The 14,783-nt window shown below is 67.5% G+C and carries 17 protein-coding genes and 2 pseudogenes; 13 read left to right on the top strand and 6 right to left on the bottom strand.

Annotation, left to right across the window (positions count from 1 at the left end; all coding sequences use genetic code 11):
* The coding region (locus ENE75_RS25295; protein ID WP_233259010.1) for a hypothetical protein at positions 1–184 on the top strand (184 nt) is incomplete at its 5' end.
* 252 nt (positions 185–436) lie between these two features.
* Here ENE75_RS25295 and ENE75_RS10530 read toward each other — a convergent pair.
* Positions 437–1,249, bottom strand: a pseudogene (locus ENE75_RS10530) (GTP-binding protein); the annotation flags it as partial.
* Between the two features lie 143 nt (positions 1,250–1,392).
* Positions 1,393–1,911: a hypothetical protein gene (locus ENE75_RS10525; protein WP_128198202.1), complete on the bottom strand. Its 519-nt coding sequence runs from the start codon at positions 1,909–1,911 to the stop codon at positions 1,393–1,395.
* A gap of 477 nt (positions 1,912–2,388) precedes the next feature.
* Between ENE75_RS10525 and ENE75_RS10520 the strand changes: the two genes are divergently transcribed.
* Positions 2,389–3,621: a molybdopterin molybdotransferase MoeA gene (locus ENE75_RS10520; RefSeq protein WP_128198201.1), complete on the top strand. Its 1,233-nt coding sequence runs from the start codon at positions 2,389–2,391 to the stop codon at positions 3,619–3,621.
* Positions 3,622–3,747: 126 nt separating this feature from the next.
* Here ENE75_RS10520 and modD read toward each other — a convergent pair whose 3' ends face one another.
* The gene (gene modD / locus ENE75_RS10515; protein ID WP_233259009.1) at positions 3,748–4,638 is read right to left on the bottom strand and encodes a ModD protein; all 891 of its coding nucleotides are present in this window, start codon (positions 4,636–4,638) and stop codon (positions 3,748–3,750) included.
* Positions 4,639–4,720: 82 nt separating this feature from the next.
* On the opposite strand from modD, the gene ENE75_RS10510 reads away from it, so the two are divergent.
* Positions 4,721–5,227, top strand: coding sequence for a hypothetical protein (locus tag ENE75_RS10510; protein WP_128198200.1), 507 nt, complete (start codon positions 4,721–4,723; stop codon positions 5,225–5,227).
* Positions 5,228–5,236: 9 nt separating this feature from the next.
* On the opposite strand, the pseudogene ENE75_RS25800 reads toward ENE75_RS10510, so the two are convergent.
* Together ENE75_RS25800 and ENE75_RS25690 are read right to left on the bottom strand one after the other, a co-directional pair.
* Positions 5,237–5,632: pseudogene (locus ENE75_RS25800) on the bottom strand (TOBE domain-containing protein); the annotation flags it as partial.
* A gap of 12 nt (positions 5,633–5,644) precedes the next feature.
* Positions 5,645–5,998 carry a winged helix-turn-helix domain-containing protein gene (locus tag ENE75_RS25690; RefSeq protein WP_233259007.1) on the bottom strand — a complete coding sequence of 118 codons (354 nt, stop codon included), beginning with the start codon at positions 5,996–5,998 and terminating at the stop codon, positions 5,645–5,647.
* Between the two features lie 67 nt (positions 5,999–6,065).
* On the opposite strand from ENE75_RS25690, the gene ENE75_RS10500 reads away from it, so the two are divergent.
* From ENE75_RS10500 to ENE75_RS10465, 8 genes are all read left to right on the top strand, one after another.
* The gene (locus tag ENE75_RS10500) at positions 6,066–6,317 is read left to right on the top strand and encodes a type II toxin-antitoxin system ParD family antitoxin (protein WP_011804706.1); all 252 of its coding nucleotides are present in this window, start codon (positions 6,066–6,068) and stop codon (positions 6,315–6,317) included.
* Positions 6,314–6,640, top strand: a complete 327-nt coding sequence (locus ENE75_RS10495; RefSeq protein WP_128198199.1) for a type II toxin-antitoxin system RelE/ParE family toxin — start codon at positions 6,314–6,316, stop codon at positions 6,638–6,640. Before ENE75_RS10500 ends, ENE75_RS10495 begins: the two co-directional genes overlap by 4 nt.
* 272 nt (positions 6,641–6,912) lie before the next feature.
* Positions 6,913–8,412: a transposase gene (locus tag ENE75_RS10490; RefSeq protein WP_199232261.1), complete on the top strand. Its 1,500-nt coding sequence runs from the start codon at positions 6,913–6,915 to the stop codon at positions 8,410–8,412.
* Positions 8,413–8,695: 283 nt separating this feature from the next.
* Positions 8,696–9,895 (top strand): IS256 family transposase, encoded by a 1,200-nt coding sequence (locus ENE75_RS10485; protein ID WP_128198198.1) that lies wholly within the window; start codon positions 8,696–8,698, stop codon positions 9,893–9,895.
* A 166-nt stretch (positions 9,896–10,061) separates the two neighbouring features.
* Positions 10,062–10,250, top strand: a complete 189-nt coding sequence (locus ENE75_RS10480; RefSeq protein WP_128198197.1) for a hypothetical protein — start codon at positions 10,062–10,064, stop codon at positions 10,248–10,250.
* Complete coding sequence (tnpB, locus tag ENE75_RS10475) at positions 10,247–10,594, top strand: IS66 family insertion sequence element accessory protein TnpB (protein ID WP_128198196.1); 348 nt, start codon at positions 10,247–10,249, stop codon at positions 10,592–10,594. The genes ENE75_RS10480 and tnpB overlap by 4 nt, the downstream gene beginning before the upstream one ends.
* Before the next feature lie 87 nt (positions 10,595–10,681).
* Positions 10,682–12,292: an IS66 family transposase gene (tnpC, locus tag ENE75_RS10470; RefSeq protein ID WP_128198276.1), complete on the top strand. Its 1,611-nt coding sequence runs from the start codon at positions 10,682–10,684 to the stop codon at positions 12,290–12,292.
* Positions 12,289–12,804: a hypothetical protein gene (locus tag ENE75_RS10465; RefSeq protein ID WP_128198195.1), complete on the top strand. Its 516-nt coding sequence runs from the start codon at positions 12,289–12,291 to the stop codon at positions 12,802–12,804. Before tnpC ends, ENE75_RS10465 begins: the two co-directional genes overlap by 4 nt.
* Positions 12,805–13,315: 511 nt before the next feature.
* On the opposite strand, the gene ENE75_RS10460 is transcribed toward ENE75_RS10465, so the two are convergent.
* A complete protein-coding gene (locus ENE75_RS10460) occupies positions 13,316–13,930 on the bottom strand; it encodes a TetR/AcrR family transcriptional regulator (RefSeq protein ID WP_128198194.1) in 615 nt (204 codons plus the stop codon).
* A gap of 43 nt (positions 13,931–13,973) precedes the next feature.
* On the opposite strand from ENE75_RS10460, the gene ENE75_RS25795 reads away from it, so the two are divergent.
* Entirely contained in the window at positions 13,974–14,333 is a 360-nt protein-coding gene (locus tag ENE75_RS25795) for a 4Fe-4S dicluster domain-containing protein (protein ID WP_375138476.1), read from the top strand.
* Positions 14,330–14,659 carry a DUF962 domain-containing protein gene (locus tag ENE75_RS10450; protein WP_158288910.1) on the top strand — a complete coding sequence of 110 codons (330 nt, stop codon included), beginning with the start codon at positions 14,330–14,332 and terminating at the stop codon, positions 14,657–14,659. Before ENE75_RS25795 ends, ENE75_RS10450 begins: the two co-directional genes overlap by 4 nt.
* Positions 14,660–14,783 lie beyond the last annotated feature (124 nt).

Genomic DNA, 14,783 nt, shown 5'->3' with positions numbered 1-14,783 from the left:
CGCGCTGCTCGGCCGCTTCGGGCTACGCCCTGCGCGTCCGAGCAGCGCGATCCATCGTGCCTGGGTGGGTCAGATTTACTTCGGCGACAACCCGGCAAAGTGGGTCAGATTTACTTCGGCGTTGACAGCCAGTCAGTTGCCTGTGGGCCAACACGCCATGGTCGTGCCCCAGCGCGTGGTGTAAGACCGTGAGCCCCTGGGCTGCAACGCCAAACCGCAGCCGGGGCGGCGTCGCGCGACCCGTCAGCGCGGCACTATCGGAAGTGGGGCCAACCCTGAGAACGAGATCGCCCGCGAGCGACATGAGCGCTCGTGTGCGCTGACGGGCCTACCAAAGCAGCCTTGCGCGACGTCATGGTCGCCAAATCCGAGCACCTCAGACCAGCGCAGGACCGCCTAAGGCCGACCTCGAAGGCGTTTGAAAGCACTATGCGCCCACCAGCGCGTCCAGCACCTCTTGCACGCCAAAGTTGTTGACGGCCGAGCCAAAGAACATGGGCGTCTGCTTGCCGGCCAAAAAGTCGTCCAGGTTGAACTCGGGCGCGGCCTCGCGCCTCAGTTCGATCTCGCCTTGGGTTTGCTCAAACTGCATGCCAAAGCGCTGGGCGTATTCGGGGTGGTCCAGGCCGTCCAGCACTTCTTCGTCACCGGCCACGCGGTCCTCGCCGGGGCTGAAGACGCGCATTTGCTGCTTGCGCAGGTCCATCACGCCGTGGAAGTGCTTGCCCATGCCCACGGGCCAGGTGAAGGGCACCACCGTCATGCCCAGCTCGCGCTCGATCTCGTCCATCAGGGCCAGCGGGTCTTGCACCTCGCGGTCCATCTTGTTCACAAAGGTCAGGATGGGCGTGTTGCGGGCCCGGCAGACCTGCAGCAGACGGCGGGTTTGCGGCTCCACGCCATTGGCCGCGTCAATCACCATCAGCGCGGCGTCCACCGCGGTCAGCACGCGATAGGTGTCTTCCGAGAAGTCTTGGTGGCCCGGAGTGTCCAGCAGGTTGATGGTGCAGTCGCGGTACTCCATCTGCATCACCGAGGAGGCCACCGAGATGCCCCGCTGCTTTTCAATCTCCATCCAGTCCGACGTGGCATGGCGGCTGGCCTTGCGCGCCTTGACGGACCCGGCGATCTGGATCGCGCCCGAGAACAGCAGCAGCTTTTCCGTCAGCGTGGTTTTACCAGCGTCAGGGTGGGAAATGATGGCAAAGGTGCGGCGGCGGCGCACCTGATCGGCGAGTTCGGCGGACATGGGCAAGAAGCGGCCCGGGCGGGCGGCTTGGGCAAAAGTAGCGCACCCGGCCGCAAGCCAAAGTGGCCGCTGGCGCGGGTGCTGGAGCCGCCATTATCGGTGCCCCGGCCGGGCGCGGCCCCACAGGCTGCGCCTACGGCCGATTACTGCGCTTTCTGGCGCTTGAAGACCGAGTGATAGGTGAAGATGGGGCACTGGTCGTCAGAGTTGCACACCTGGTTGAAGCTGTAGCGATAGCCCTGGCGTGCGGCCACCACCACGCGGGTGAAGGGGTCGGCTTGCTGAATGACGGAGCCTGGGTAGAGGGCCTGCACCTGCTCTGGCGTCATGCCGTCCACCACACCGGCCGTGGTGGGCCAAGAGATCGCTCCGCCCTGGATGATGTTGATGTCGGTGACCTTGTTCTTCTTATTGAAGAAGAGGGTGATCACCGGTGCCTCCACGTTGTCTTGCCCACGGAAGCTGCATTGGGTGACCTTGCCTCTGCAGTTGCCATTGGTGGTGCGGGTGTTGGCCTCTTTGCGGCTCATGCCGAGGTAAACATAGTTGTCGGTCAGGCCTTTGCCTTCAATGATCTGCCATTGCTCAATGGGGGTGGACTGGGCTTGGGCCAGGCCGCTGACTGACAGCAATGCCATACCCATCAGGGAGATAAATTTCATGGTGTCCTCGCTCGGTGTATAGGGGGTGAATGGCCCAACATAGCCGTTGGGGTACGCAGAGCCTAGCGGAGGCCCTGCGTGGAAGGTTCACATTTTTATAACGTCTATATCAAGTGAAACCTAGCTGTGTTGAGCTGAGATAACTCACCCCGTACGTGAGAAGAATCTTGCATCAGCGCCTGAACTTCCTGGGCGGTCATGGTGTCTCCTGATGAATAGGGGTGAACGGCAGCCCCTTGTGAGGCAGCCGCCCTTCTGAGTACCGCACAGGGTGTGCCAAGTTGCAAAAGCGGTGGCCTGGTCCACAGGGCCGTTCGACGATGCGGCGCGCGCGCGGCTGCGGGCTTGGTACGACGCGGATTCAGCGCGCGCGGCGGACGGGCGGTCGCCGATCCGCTGGGCCTTCGTCAGCTCGGACGTGGCGCCACCGTGACGCCGGCTGCCACACCTCGCCAGGCAGTCGCAAGCGATGTCTCCGTGGCCGAAGCGCTCGTGATCATCTCGGCGACGCTGCGCGACCTCTGCGCCCAGGACCCTGGCCATGAACGCGTGCCGCTGTCCGCGGCGCAGGGCCGGGTGCTGGCGGCCGAGCTTCGCGCGCCCCTGGCGCTGCCGCCCCACGACAACGCGGCGATGGATGGCTATGCGCTGCGATCGACGGACCTGGCGCCCGGGGATTCCACGGCGTGGCCCGTCATGGCGGGCACCGTCCTGGCCGGGGTCTCGCCGTCGCGTGCCGTGCCGCCAGGCCATTGCGTGCGGATCATGACCGGCGCCGCCATGCCCGACGGCTTGGACACGGTGGTGCCGCTGGAGAGCTGCGACCTGATCGACGGCTACCTCCACGTCACCCGCGGCCCGGTAATGCCTGGTGCGAACTGCCGCCGCCGCGGCGAGGACGTGGCGCAGGGCGCGGTGGCACTGCCTGCGGGCCGTCGCCTGCGTGCGGCGGATCTGGGTGTTCTGGCGTCGCTGTCCTGCGCCCATGTGGAGGTGCTGCCACGGCCTCGCGTGGCCTTGTTGTCCACCGGTGACGAACTGCGCCAGCCCGGGCAGCCGCTGGACGCCGGCTGCATCTACGACAGCAACCGTTTCGCGCTGCGGGCCGTGCTGGAGGGCTGCGGGGCCGATGTCGTCGACCTCGGCTGCGTCGGGGATGACGCCCAGGCGCTGTGGCAGGGGCTCGCCGACGGCGTGATGGGTGCCGATGCGATCGTCGCCAGCGCCTCGGCCAGCCATGGAGATGCAGATCACCTTGCGGCTGCCGTGTCCGGCATGGGCGGGCTTCTCCTGCAAGGGGTGCGCATGCGACCCGGCAAGCCCTTCTGCTTTGGCACCGTGCACGGCAATGGACCGGTCGTACCGATCTTCGGGCTGCCCGGCAATCCGGTGGCCGCGCTGGTCTGTCTGCAGGTGCTGGCGGGGCCGGCTCTTGCGGCACTGGCCAGCGATCGATTCTGGTCGCGCCGCAGCCTGCGCGTCCGCCTGGCGGAACCGGTCAGCAAGCGATCCGGACGTACCGAGTTCCCGCGTGCGCGCCTGCTGCAGGCCGCCGACGGCACCTACGTCGCCAAGCTCCTTGCCGAGCAGGGGTCAGCGTCGCTGCGCAGCCTGGCCGAGGCTGATGCGCTGGTGTGCCTGCCCGAATCGACTTCGCTCATCGACACCCGACAATGGGTGGACGCGTACCCGATCCTGGGCGCTGGCTGAGGGCGCCGCCGCACCCACTGGCAAGGGGCTTCCCACTGCTCAGTGGCCAAGGCCGCCGGGCCTGGTCATCAGGGCGAGCGCACCTCGAAGCCGCCGATGCCAGCCGAGCGCCGGCGCAGGCCGCCCTCAGCCCGCAGCCGGGCCCAATGACACACGGATGTCGGCGGGCGGCGCGAAGTAGGGTGCGGAGGTGACCAGGAAATCGGCGCCTGCGCTGGCAAAGGCCGCTGCGTTGGCCACCGTGACGCCCCCCGCGGGAGCGAGCTGGGCCTGCAGGCCCTGCGTGCGCAGCGTCTGCCGCAGCGCCGCCAGCCGGTCCGGGGTGAAGCGTTCGAGCTGCAGCACGTCGGCCCCGGCTAGCGCCATCGCGAGCGCGTCGTCTTCGCTGCCGACCTCGACCACGAGCCGCTTCTCTGGCTGGCTGCGCCTGAGCGCCGCGAGCGTCGCGGCACGATCGTCGTGCCCGACGAAGGCCAGGTGCTCCGGAAACACGAGCAGGGTCTCTGACAGGCCCAGCCGGTGCATCACGCCACCGCCGGCGCGCACTGCCAGCGCGCTCCAGCGCCGCGTGCCAGGGAAGTTCTTGCGGGTGCAGGCCACGGGGATGGCGAAGCCCGCTTCACGCACGGTCTGCACGATGGCGTCCGTCGCCGTCGCGATGCCCGACAGGGCCTCGGCCAGTGTCTGGGCCATCTTCCAGGCGGTGTGGAGGGCTCCTGCGGGGCCTTGCGCACGCAGCAGCAACTGCCCAGGTGCGGCCCTGTCGCCGCTGGCGCAACACAGCTCTGCGGTCGCGCCGGCGAGCTTGAACATCCGTGCGGCAGCTTCGGTGCCGCACACCACCATCGTGCCGCGCGCGTGGAAGCTGGCTTCGGCCGGCCGGTCCGCGATGCCCAGCCTGTCGTCAAGTCGCCAAACGGAACATCCTCGCGGAGCAATTCCGACAGAGCATGGTCGTCGATTCCAGTGCCGGTCATGGTTGTGCCTCGTGGAAGGAGTCAGTTCGCTGGGTGGCATCGCCTTTGCATTGCCACCTTCACATGATGTACCTGACTACATCATCCATCAGCCACCGCCTCGTGCCCCCAGGAGAACCCCCATGAGCGACCTCGTGATCGAACAGGAATCGTCCCGCGTCACGCGCCTGCGCGCCGCGTGCACCCCGGTGCCTCGATTGGAGCTCGGCGGCTGGGTGCGCCGCCCATTGCGACTGGAGCCGAGCCAGCTCGACGCCATGGAGTGGCTCCAGGTGGACGACTTCGATGTGGTCTGCACCCTCGACGGATCGCACGGCGTCCTGCCGCCGCTCCGGGCGGTGCGCCTGTGCGACCTGATCGACCTCGCGCAACCGGCCTTCGAGCGGCGGACCGATTTCAAGCGCGTGGCCATCGTCGCCGAAGGCCACGAAGGCTACCGTGCGCTGTTCTCGTGGGCCGAGGTGTTCAACTCGCCGCTTGGCCGCGGGATCGTCGTGGCCTTCGCCGGTCCCTGCAGCGCGCTGCCGGGGAATGCAGGGTCCTTCGCGCTGCTCGCCCGCCACGATCTCGCAACGGGGCCGCGCTACGTGCGAGGCCTTCGCAGCGTCGAGCTTCACAAGCTGTGGTGAACGCAATCCTCAGCCCGTGGCCACCGCGAGCATCACGGCATAGGCCTTGAAGACGGCGGTGGCCGGCTGGCCCACGGCGAGGCCCAAGGCATCGACTGCGTCGTTCGTGACACTGGCGGTGAGGATCGTGCCGCCTGGCAGCGTCAGGCCGATCAGCGAAGAGACGGCCCCTTTGTCGACACGCGAGATCGTGCCTGCCAGCTGGTTGCGGGCTGACAAGGTGAAGCCGGCGAAGTCGGTCACGAGCACGACGGCCGAAGCCTTGATCAAGGCGATCGCATCGACGCCCTGCTTCAGCTTCAGCTTCTTCGCGGCCGCAGCCGTCATCGTTGCGGTGATCTCGAACCCCGCGGGCGTCGTCAGCGTGGCCTGCGCCGTCACCGGGCCGATCTCGACTTCGGTGACCTTGCCGGGGAACTAATTGCGTGCCGTGGTCTTCATGGCGTACCTCCTGAGCAGTTGAGCAATGTCGGGTTGTTCGAGCAGCCACGCCTCCTGTTCGTCCAGGAAGCCTCCGAGCCGCTCCTTCAGCGCATCGTAGGCATTGAGCAAGACGCGGGCCTCCTCGGTGAGGCGCGTGCCGGAAGAGCGGGAGCCACCCGCCGAGGACTCGATCAGGGGTCCCCTGGCCCAGTCGCTGCCAGCGTCAAGTACTGTCCATGCGCCCTTGTAGCTGTAGCCGGCGGTCTGCGCGCCCTTGCGCAGCGAGCCAGTGGCCTCGATCGCGCGAAGCAGCAGGAAGAAACGGGAGTCCGAGGCATGCGGCAGCACTTGTCGAACGAAAAGAGTACCGGCCGGCAAAATTGACAACCGTTGTCAAACCGGCCAAGATGCCTGGATGAGCCGCCAAACCATGAGCTTTGCGTTGCCCGAGTCGATGCGCGAGTACATCGACAACCGCGTCGCTGCCGGCAACTACGGCAACACCAGCGAGTACATCCGCGACCTGGTCCGCCGGGATCAGGAAGAGCAGGCCAAGAAGCGGCTTCGAGACCTCATCGAAGAAGGGCTGGCATCCGGGCCCGGCCGTCGTCGCACCAAGGCGGACGAGAAGGAACTGTTGGCGATCGCTCGCGGCGAGATCGATTGAAGCCGGCGGTTCTGCGCCCGCAGGCGCTACGCGATCAGCAAGGCGAGGTCCGGTACTACCGCAAGGAGGGCGGCACCCGCCTGGCGGTGAAGGTGGCCAAGGCTACCAACGAGGCGCTCGACCAAGTCGAAATCGAACCGGGCATCGGCTCGCCGAGGCTCGGGAAGTTGCTGGGCATCCCAGGGTTGCGGACCTGGCGGGTGGGGAAGTTTCCGCTGTTGTGGTGCTACTTTGAGCGAGGGGACCATCTGGACGTGGTCCGACTGCTCGGTGAGCGTCAGGACGTCCTTGCGATTCTGGGCGAGGAGTTCGGTTCGAACTGAGACCGCCGCCCGCACCGTGCCAGTGCCCGGCCAACGGTCAGTCAGCGACCGGTCTACGGCAGTGCGATCGCCGAGACGGTCGGCAGGAGTCGACCCTGAAGAGACATGGGCCGTCCCGATCTCGCCGCCCTGAAGCTGCAGGTCGGGCAACCTCGCTGTCACCCGAAGTAGGCCCCGCGACGGAGGGCACACGTCGGCGGGCAGCCATCAAGGCGATTGAGGCACGGAGCACGGCTTGAGACCGTGCGGGCTCACACCACCGGGAGCCCAACGTGCGAGCCACGGCGCAGCAACCCCAGCGGGCGCCGGATGGCGCGCCGCTGCACTACGAGCGCCACCGCCCCGAGCAGACCACGCTGTACCGCCTGGTGCAGCAGCACGCGGCCAGCTTCATCGCGCACACCGAGGCCAGCACAGGCGCCGAGTTGCCGAGGTTCATCAAGGACGAGTTCGACGCGTTCCTCGAGTGCGGCATCCTGGCCCACGGCTTCTTGCGCCTGCGCTGCTGCGAGTGCGGCCACGACAAGCTGCTGGCGTTCAGCTGCAAGCGGCGGGGGTTCTGCCCGTCATGCGGTGCGCGGCGGATGTCGCAGACCGCGGCGCACCTGGTCGACCACGTCATCCCCCATGTGCCGGTGCGGCAGTGGGTGCTGTCGCTGCCGATCCCGCTGCGCGTGCTGATGGCCGCACAGCCCGAACTGGTCACGCCGGTGCTGCAGGTGGTGCAGCGCGTGCTCACGCGACATCTGCTGGACGCTGCCGGGCTCCAGGCCGACGAAGGCTATGGCGGCGCGGTCACGCTGATACAACGCTTTGGGTCGGCCGCCAACCTGAACATCCACCTCCACTGCCTGGTCCTGGACGGGGTGTACCGCTGCGACGCCGATGGCGTGCCCGGTTTCATCGAGGCGGGTGCGCCGACCGACGACGAGCTCAGTGCACTGCTGCACACCATCATTGCCCGGCTCATGAAGATGCTCACGCGCCGGGGCGTGCTGGTCGTGGACATGGGCCAGACCTACCTGGCCGAGCCGGATGCCGACGGGGAGGAGGCGCGCACGCTGCGGCCGTTGCAGGCCGCGGCTGTAACCTACAGGATCGCCTTCGGCCCGCGCGCCGGGCAGAAGGTGCTGACCTTGCGTGGAGCGTTGCCACGCGAGGACTGGGCGCGTCAGCCGCTGTGCGCCGACATCGACGGCTTCAGCCTGCATGCCGCGGTGCGTGTGGAAGCGCACGACCGCAAGCGGCTGGAGCAGTTGTGCCGCTACATCACCCGCCCCGCGCTATCGGACCAGCGCGTGCAGCTCAACGCCGCGGGGCAGGTCGAGCTCAAGCTGAAGACACCCTGGCGCGATGGAACGACGCACCTGGTCATGAGCCCGCTGGAGTTCATGCAGCGGCTGGCCGCGCTGGTGCCGCGGCCAAGGTTGCACCTCATACGCTTTCACGGCGTGTTGGCCCCGAACGCCAAGCTGCGCGCGCGGGTGGTGCCGCAGGGGCCGCAGGTGCAAGAGCCGGCCAGCGAAGGCGCGGCGCCCGCCGAGTGCGAGGTCCAGACGGTCCCGACCGGGCCTCACCGCATCGGCTGGGCGCGGCTTCTCAAGCGCATCTTCGACATCGACATGCATCACTGCCCAAACTGCGGCGTCGGGGAACTGAAGATCATCGCGGCCATTCTCGAGCGGCATGTCATCGAGAAGATCCTCACCCACCTGGGGCTGGATCCGCAGCCGCCGCCCAGGGGCCGAGCGCGCGAGGCGGGGCAAGACTGAAGCCACCTGAGCCGCGCCGGCCGTCACAAACACCTCCCCTGGGCTGCAACGCCAAACCGCAGCCGGGGCGGCGTCGCGCGACCCGTCAGCGCGGCACTAGCTCGTGTCCCAAGAAGTGGTGTAAGTCCTTCGCGCGCGGCAAGCCGCGGAGGGTGAGGCCCGTAGGGCCGAACCCGTAGCGGCTTGCCGCGCGCGGCGCCGGCCGTCCCGCCATCGGGGTGGCCATCGTGGCCCCGGATAAGGTTGAGGTGCGACCCACCAACCTGTCCAAAGGAAACCCACGATGACCGCACCCATGATGACACTGGCCGAACTGGCCGAGAAGGGACCCGATGTCGACGTGCTGCGCCAGATGGTGCAGTTCATGGCCCAGCGCCTGATGGAGATCGACGTCGAGGGGCGCTGCGGCGCCCCCTACGACGAGAAGGCCCCTGGTGCCCGGCTGAACAGCCGCAACGGCTACCGCGACCGCACCTGGGAGACCCGCGCCGGCAGCGTCGAGTTGCAGATCCCCAAGCTGCGTCGCGGCAGCTACTTCCCGGAGTTCCTGGAGCCCCGGCGCACCGCCGAGAAGGCCCTGGCGGCCGTCATCCAGGAGGCCTATGTGCACGGTGTGTCCACGCGCTCGGTGGACGACCTGGTCAAGGCCCTGGGCATGAGCGGCGTGTCCAAGAGCGAGGTCAGCCGGCTGTGCGGCGAACTCGACGAGCGCGTGAGTGCCTTCCTGGAGCGCCCCATCGAAGGCGACTGGCCCTACCTGTGGATCGACGCGACCTACGTCAAGACGCGCGAGGCCGGTCGCATCGTGAGCGTGGCGGTGATAGTGGCGGTGGCGGTCAACACCGACGGCCAGCGCCAGGTGCTGGGGATGAAGGTCGGCGCCAGCGAGGCCGAGCCGTTCTGGACCGAGTTCCTGCGCAGCCTCACGCGGCGCGGCCTGCGCGGCGTCAAGCTCGTGATCAGCGACAGCCACGAGGGCATCAAGGCCGCCGTGGCCAAGGTGCTCAAGGCCACCTGGCAGCGTTGCCGCGTGCACTTCATGCGCAACGCCCTGGCCCACGCCGGCAAGACGCAGCGGCGCATGGTCAGCGCTGCGATCGCAACCGTCTTCGCCCAGGACACCGCCAAGGGTGCGCACGAGCAGTGGCGGGTGGTCGCCGACCAGTTGCGCGGCAAGTTCGAGAAGATCGGCAAGCTCATGGACGGCGCCGAGCACGAGGTGCTGGCTTACATGGACTTCCCCAAGGCGCACTGGCTGCAGATCCACAGCACCAACCCGCTGGAACGGCTGAACGCCGAGATCAAGCGGCGCACAAACGTGGTGGGCATCTTCCCCAACGACCGCGCCATCACGCGACTGGTCGGTGCGATGCTGCTGGAGCAGAGCGACGAGTGGGCACTGCAGCGCCGCTACATGCAGCTTGAAGGCCTGCAAACCCTCAGCGATACTGCTCCGGCTCGCCTGCCAGCAGTGCAGCGTTGAGCACCGCGTGCATCTCAGCCTGTCCGGGCTGTGGAGTTACACCACGCGATGGGACACGACCCGGCACTATCGGAAGTGGGGCCAACCCTGAGAACGAGATCGCCCGCGAGCGACATGAGCGCTCGTGTGCGCTGACGGGCCTACCAAAGCAGCCTTGCGCGACGTCATGGTCGCCAAATCCGAGCACCTCAGACCAGCCAGCATCGTGGCCCAGGCTTGTGTCCCGGCGGCCACCCGTGAGTCGATCGCAGCCGTCGAGATCGAACTTGGCGGCGCCATCGTGCGCGTGCGCGACGGCACCGCTGCTGCGACGCTGCGCATGGTGCTGGCCTGCGTGCGCGAGACGGCGCCATGATCGGCCTGCCCGCAAACACGCGGGTGTGGATCGTCGCCGGCCACACCGACATGAGGAAGGGCTTCGACGGCCTGGCCGCAGTTGCGCAAAGCGCACTGGCGGCCAACCCCTTCTGCGGCCACGTCTTCGTCTTCCGTGGCCGGCGCGGCGACATCCTCAAGGTGCTGTGGTTCGACGGCCAGGGCCTGATGCTGCTGGCCAAGCGCCTGGAGCGCGGCCGCTTCGTGTGGCCACAAGCGACATCGGGCGGCGTGGCGCTGACGCCGGCGCAGTTGTCGATGCTGCTGGAGGGCATCGACTGGCGCATGCCGCTGCGCACGCACGTCCCCAACCTGGCGGCCTGAGTAAGCACTCGAGTACGCGGCCGGTACTGGATGAACTCGCCTCGGGGAACCCCCGGGTGCCCAGCGTGCATGCCGCTGGGCACAGTGATGCCAGTGCAGCACGACGCCACCCCACCCACCGAAGCCGCCGACAGCGTCGATGCGCTGCGCCTGGTGGTGCAGGCGCGCGATGCCGAGATCCACATGCTCAAGCTGCTGGTGCAGAAGTTGAAGCTGCAGGTAGCCCGGCGCAACCGCATGCTGTTCGGCAGCGCCAGCGAACGCTTCGCAGACGGCGAGTGGGGCCCGCAAGGCACCTTGCTGGAAGCTGCAGTACTGGATGGAAATGCGCCGCAGAAGCCGGCTGCAGCGCCCGTGTCGCCTGCGGCCAACAACCTCCCCGCGGACCGCAGCCTGCCCGTGCATCTGCCGCGCGAGCCCCACACGCACCGCCCCGAGGCGACCGCCGAGCATCACGACGCGGCAGGCCAGCCCTGTGGCTGCGCCGAGTGCGGCGGGCGGCTGCGCGAGATCGGCCGGGACGTGTCCGAGCAACTGGAGTACGTGCCCGGCCACTTCAAGGTCCTGCGGCACATCCGACCGAAGCTGGCCTGCGTGAGCTGCCAGCGCGTGTTCCAGGCCGCAGCCCCCAGCCGGCCGATCGCCCGGGGGCTGCCGGGGCCGGCGTTGATGGCGCACGTGATGGTCGCCAAGTACTGCGACCATCAACCCCTGTACCGGCAAAGCGGCATCTACGCCCGCGAGCGCGTCGAGCTCGACCGCTCCACGCTGGCCGGCTGGGTGGACAAGGGCGACGAGCTGATCGACCCGCTGGTGGAAGCTGTGCGACGCTACGTGCTGTCCAACGACAAGATCCACGGCGACGACACGCCGGTGAAGGTGCTGGCGCCGGGCACCGGCAAGACGCGCACCGGCCGGCTGTGGGTGTACGTGCGCGACGATCGCCCGGCCGGCGACACCGCCCCGCGGGCCGCCTGGTTCGCCTACTCGCCCGACCGCGGCGGCGAGCATCCGCAAGCGCACCTGCGCGGCTTCAAGGGCGCGCTGCAAGCCGACGCCTACAGCGGCTGGCCGCGCTTGTATGCGACCGGCGACGTTCAGGAGGTGGCGTGCTGGGCGCATGCCCGCCGGCCGTGGTGGGAGCTGTTCCTGAGCACGGGCCGGGATCCGCTCAGCCTGGCGGGGCAGGCACTGCAGCGCATCCGCGAGCTCTACGAGATCGAGGACGACATCAGAGGCCAGGCACCGGAGTTACGCAAGGCGCAGCGCCAGGCGCGCGCCGGACCGTTGCTGCAACAGATGCGCCAGTGGCTCGAAGAGCTGCTCACGCGCGTGTCGGCCAAGTCGGACATCGCCCAGGCCATCGGCTACAGCCTTGGGCGCTGGAAGGCGCTGACGCGCTACGTCGATGACGGGCGGCTGGAGATCGACAACAACGCGGCCGAACGCGCGCTGCGCGGCGTGAGCCTGGGACGCAAGAACTACCTGTTCATGGGCTCGGACGCCGGCGGTGAACGCGCGGCAGCCTTCTACAGCCTGGTGGAGACGGCCAAGCTCAACGGCCTGGATCCCGAGGACTACCTGCGCCAGGTGTTCGAGCGCATCGCAGAGCATCCGATCAACCGCATCGACGAACTGCTGCCGTGGAACATCGGCCGGCCGCTGCATCGACAAGAGCGCGGCAAGATGGCGGCATGAACGATCCGGGCGTCGACCCGCGGCTGCTGGAGGTGCTGCAGCACGCCAGCAACCTGCAACTGTTCCAGCTGAACTCGGTGATCGAGCGCATGCTGGCCGATCCCAGGCGCATCGTGCAGGTGCGTAAGGATCTGCACATGGGCCAGACCGTGCGCTTCATGGACTGGCGCGATGGCCGCATGCGGGTGGGCAAGATCATCGCGATGAAGGACACGCAGCTGAGCGTGCACGAGGATGGCACGCGCAGTTCGTGGACGGTGCCCTACACCGCGGTGGAGCCGCCAGCGCAGGGAACCGCGAAGCCAGCTACCGCGCCCGAGCCGCCGCCGGCTCCCCGTGCCGGCCGCAACGACTTCCGCTGCGGCGAGAAAGTGGCCTTCGAGGACAAGCACCTGAACACCGTCGTCGGCACCATCGTGCGCATCAACCAGCGCACGGCCACGATCGACCCCGGCGATGGCATGACCTGGCGCGTGGGGTTCGCGCTGCTGCGGCACGTGGTGGACATCTGACCTGACCTCGGTCGCGTCAAGAGGGCCTTGGGGTCACGCTTACGGCACTGCAGCGCCGCTACATGCAGCTTGAAGGCCTGCAAACCCTCAGCGATACTGCTCCGGCTCGCCTGCCAGCAGTGCAGCGTTGAGCACCGCGTGCATCTCAGCCTGTCCGGGCTGTGGACCTACACCACGCGCTGGACACGACCCGGCACTATCGGAAGTGGGGCCAACCCTGAGAACGAGATCGCCCGCGAGCGACATGAGCGCTCGTGTGCGCTGACGGGCCTACCAAAGCAGCCTTGCGCGACGTCATGGTCGCCAAATCCGAGCACCTCAGACCAGCGCAGGACCGCCTAAGGCCGACCTCGAAGGCGTTTGAAAGCACTATGCGCGGTGACGGGCCGCTCCTGGGGAGGTCGCTCCTCCAGTTTGTAGCTCTTGCCGCAGAGTCGGCGCTCGGCGTCAACGATCCGGGTCAAGCGGAGATCTGCCGGTAGGCCCGTAAAGCCTATGCGAGAAGGTCGGGCTAGGGAGTCATCAAGTAGCCCATCAACGCCCGCACCAATCGAACCTCCAGGTCTGCCGGCGGCTTCGTCGCGACCTGCGCATCGGCTTCAACGAGCGCACGGGTGATGAGCAGCAAGTCCTTCGCTGAGTCGCCGGCCACACGTTCAGGAGGCAGCACCGAGCGGTGCATCACAAGGAAGGCCATGACGGCTGCCCCCAGGCGCTGATCGTGACTGCGCATGCGGGCGCCGATGGGTAGGCGGCGCTCCTCGTGGTCCAGCGCGGCAGCGAAGATCGGGTCGCTGTACTGCTGCTCGATCGCCAGACGTGCCAGCGCCAGCAGCCCATCACGCAGGCTTTGGCCTGCACACGACTGAACCGCCGCTTCGAGTGACGAGGCCAACTTCTCTTGCTCACGCGTGATGAGCGCGACGACGAGCGCGTCCTTGTTGGGAAAGTACTGGTACAGCGATCCGACGCTGACCCCCGCGACCTCGGCCACCCGGTTGGTATTGAAGCCAGCCAACGACCGCTCGGCCAAAACGCGAGCCGCCGCGGCGAGGATCGCTTCGACGGTCGCTTGCGAGCGTGCCTGACTGGGCAGCTTGCGGGCGCGAAGTTGAACGCGGGGCATTGAAGACTCGAAACGCGAGTAGCTAAAGCGAGCAATTGCTCGCATGATGCCACACATGACGAACGCAGCACTACACCCCTCGCACTGCCGCCAAGCGCCAGGGCTGTTCATCCCGCGGATCAACCGCAACCGATGTGAAGGCAAGGGCCCCTGTGTCGAAGCCTGTCCACTCGACGTCCTGGCCATGGGCCTGCTCGGCCCGGCGGAGCGCTCGGGCCTCAGTTGGGTCGGGCGGATCAAGGCGCTGGCACATGGCCATCGCCAGGCTTTCGTCGTGCGCCCAGAGGCCTGCGCCGCTTGTGGCGACTGCATCCGCGCGTGCCCCAAACACGCGATCACGTTGACCCGCAGCTCAACCGCTGCGCCGTCTGAATCTGCCCAAGACTGGAGTGATCCCCAATGAGCTCAACCCGCGTCCCCTTCGAAACCTTTTACAGAGAGGTCTTTCTGCCGGAACACCGTCACCCCGTGAACGTCGCACTGCACATCGGCGGGACCTTGGCCGGGCTTGCCTGGATTCCGCTGGCGTTGTCGGCGCCAGGGATGTGGAAGCTGGCCGTGCTGCTGTTTCCGGTCGTGCACGGTGCCCCGGGCATCCTGGGCCACCGACTGCTGGAACGAAGTGCTGATGTGGGCGATGCTCGCTGGCGGCGTAAGGACCACTCGCCATGGCTATTCATCGCGGCGAACCACCGACTGACGTTCGAGCGCCTTCTTGGAGTCAAGTGACTCACTTTGTTGATGTCCCAGGAAGTGGTGTAAGTCCAACCACTGCGTAGCGGCTTGCCGCGAAGCTGTGGCGGCCATCCCGTCAGGGGTGGCCATCGTGATTCCGGATAGGGTTGAGGTGCGA

Source organism: Rubrivivax albus, from assembly GCF_004016515.1.
In the GTDB taxonomy this organism is placed as follows: domain Bacteria; phylum Pseudomonadota; class Gammaproteobacteria; order Burkholderiales; family Burkholderiaceae_C; genus Rubrivivax; species Rubrivivax albus.
The sequence above is the reverse complement of the archived record's forward strand: the minus strand, read 5'-3'. Positions and strand labels throughout refer to the sequence as shown.